Source organism: Nevskiales bacterium, assembly GCA_035574475.1.
GTDB lineage: Bacteria > Pseudomonadota > Gammaproteobacteria > Nevskiales > DATLYR01 > DATLYR01.
Genome location: DATLYR010000060.1, coordinates 1 through 3,141, shown reverse-complemented (window position 1 = coordinate 3,141; position 3,141 = coordinate 1). Strand labels below are relative to the sequence as shown.

The window sequence follows — 3,141 nt, the reverse complement described above, 5'->3', positions numbered from 1 at the left end:
ATCAGCCCGCGCGCCCGCCGCATCGCCGTTGAGCTAGGTGTAGATTGGACAGAGCTTCAAGGCAGTGGCCGCACCGGGCGCATCGTCGAGCGAGACGTGCGCGCCGCTGTACAGCGCGCCGCAAGCCGGGCCGCGCCCCAGGAAGCCCATGGGCCGAAGGTGCGCGTCTCGCCCGTCGCCCAGCGCATGGCCGAGGCCGCGGGCGTGGACCTGGCCGAGCTGGCCCGCCAGACCCAGGGCCGGCGCATCCAGCGTGATGATGTGCAGGCGGCCCTTGCCGCCCGCGCGCAGGCCGCGCCTCCCACAGGGGCCAAAGCCGTTCCCGCATCGCGCATCCGGCGGCTTATCGCCCAGCGCATGGCCGAAAGCACACACACAGCCGCGGCCGTCACCCTGACGACTGAAGCCGACGCCACCGAGCTGGTCGTGTTGCGCGAGCAGTTCAAGGCCGCGCTCACCCCGCGTGGCCTGGTCGCGCCTTCCTACAATGATTTGTTGATCAAGCTGGCCGCCGTCGCATTGCAGGAGCATCCATTTCTCAATGCCACCTGGAGCGAAGAGCAAATCCTGCTCCACGAACAGATTCACATCGGCTTGGCCGTAGACACGGCGGAAGGTCTATTGGTCCCGGTGGTACGCGATGTCCAGAGTAAGAGCCTGCGCCAGATCAGCGCGGAGAGCGCCCGCCTGATCGAGGCAGCCCTGGCCCGGCAACTCCAGCCGGATGAGATGCAAGGCGGCACCTTCACCATCACCAATCTGGGCATGTATGGCATTGACGCCTTCACACCGATCATCAACCTGCCGCAATGCGCCATTCTCGGCGTCGGGCGCATCATCGCTAGACCCTGGGTCGTGGGCGAGCAGGTCGTCCCGCGCCAGATCATGGCGTTGAGCCTCACCTTCGACCACCGCCTTGTGGACGGCGCGCCCGCAGCCCGCTTCCTCAATACAATCCGGGAGTATATCGAGACGCCCGCGCTCTGGTTAGGGACTTGAGTCCAAACCGTCAGCGCATAGACAGTTGACGGTTTGAACGGTCCGCTTATAATGGGCGCAAGGCTGCACTCCCAACGGCCAGAAACGCCTTTGGGCCGTTCCTCTCCGCCATACAGCCGGCTGGGTTGCATGCTGCAGCGGGATGTCTTCAGGGGATTGTCCAGGCCCCGCGGTGGCAGACCATGTTGTTAGCGACGAAGCTCCACATTCCGGTGCGGCAACATGCCCTTGTGGCGCGCCCGCGCCTATTGGACAAGCTCAACAGCGGCCTGCGTAGCCGGCTGATCCTGCTCTCCACGCCGCCGGGTTTCGGCAAGACTACTCTCCTGATCCAATGGATGGACTCGCTGCGGGCGCAGCCTGGCGATGCCGTCGCCGTGGCCTGGCTCGCCCTGGATGAAGGCGACAACGATCCGGCGCGCTTCTTTGCCTACCTGAGCGCCGCGGTTGAGAGCCTCTGTCCAGGCAGCATAAGCGCCGGGCAGCCGCCCTCACTCGCGACGCCCGGCCATGAGCTGATCATGATCGAGCTGATCAATGTGATGGCGGCGAGCGCCGGCCAGCGGCTGCTGGTCCTCGATGACTACCACGTTCTGCACACACCGGCCCTCCACCAGGCAGTCGCGTTCCTCATCGAGCACATGCCGCCCACCCTGCACCTGGTGATCAGCACGCGCGCCGACGCGCCCCTGCCCCTGGCGCGCTGGCGCGCCCGCCGCGAGCTGACCGAACTGCGCGAGGCGGACCTACGCTTCCGCGAGGAAGAGACCCACGAGTTCTTGACCGCCATCATGGGTATCGAAATCACCGCGCAGGACGCCGCGACCCTCCAACAACGCACCGAAGGGTGGATCGCCGGCCTGCAATTGGCTGCCCTCTCCATGCAGAGCGCCGACGACGTGGCACATCAGGTGCAACGCTTCGCCGGCGCCCATACCTATATCGGCGACTACCTGGCCGAGGAAGTCCTCCAGCGCCAGCCGCCGGAAATCCAGCACTTCCTCTTCGACACCTCGATCCTGCCGCGCCTGTGCGCCGCGCTCTGCAACGCAGTCACCGGTCGCACCGACAGCGCAGCCGTCTTAGCAGCTCTGCACCGCGCCCATCTCTTTCTTATCCCGCTGGACGATGGGCAGGTTTGGTACCGCTACCATCACCTCTTTGCCGAAATGCTGCGCAGCCGCTTGATGCACGGCGATCCGGAGCGAGTTCGGGAGCTGCACTGCCGGGCGGCCCGCTGGCATCTGGACAACAACGGGATCGGCGATAACGGGATCGGCGCAGCCATTCACCATGCCCTTGCTGCCGATCCTGCGCTGGCCGCGGACTTGCTGGAACGGCATTGCGGGCTGTTTCAGCAGCGGGGGGAGTATATCACCCTGGATGGCTGGCTGCGGCAATTGCCCGATGCCATCTATCCTAGCCGCCCTCAACTGTGCCTGCTGCGCGCCAAAACCCATCTCTTCTTGCACGAAGTCGCCGAGGCCGAAGCCTGGCTGGCGCGGACTCGCCAGAGCTTACGTGAAGCGCCTGATCTTGACCCAGACGCATCTACCCTGCTCGCGGCGCTGATTGTCCAATGTGATCTCGCGCTGAACCGGAGTGAGCTGGACGCCGCCATCAGCCTGGCGCAGCAGGCCCTGGCGCTGCTCCGGCCGGAGCAATTACGGGCGCGCGGCGAGGTCCTCATGCTGCTGGGCGTCGCCTACTTCTGGCGCAGCGACTTTGCCTTGGCGCATGAAGCCTGGGTCGAGGCAGGCAATGCCGCGACGGCAAGCGACCACATCCTGATGGCTGTGTACGCCCGTGGCAATGCCGCGCGCGCCCTCTACCAGCAGGGCCGTCTGCGCGCCGCCGCGGCGGCGCTGGACGCCATTCAACAAGACGCCGCCCGCCGCGGCGATACCCATCTGCCGCTCTACGCCGGATGCCACATCGCGCAGGCGGAAATCCACTGTGAGTGGAACCAACTGGAGGCCGCGCACCAACGCCTGATGACCGGCCTCGCGCTGGCGCGCCAGGCCAGGAACCCGCGCACCCTCTTGCAGGGTCACGCTCACCTCCTGCGCGCGCTATTGGCCCAGGGGCGGCTGGACGAAGCGGCAGAGGCAGCCGCACAAGCCAAAGCGATGATCCGGCAGG

2 protein-coding genes are annotated in these 3,141 nt (G+C 66.2%); both read left to right on the top strand.

The features are described from left to right. Positions 1–999: dihydrolipoamide acetyltransferase family protein (locus VNJ47_03560; GenBank protein HXG27908.1), on the top strand; the 999-nt coding region annotated here is incomplete at its 5' end. A gap of 182 nt (positions 1,000–1,181) precedes the next feature. Continuing rightward, positions 1,182–3,141 (top strand): hypothetical protein (locus tag VNJ47_03555; protein HXG27907.1); only part of this gene is annotated, 1,960 nt, incomplete at its 3' end.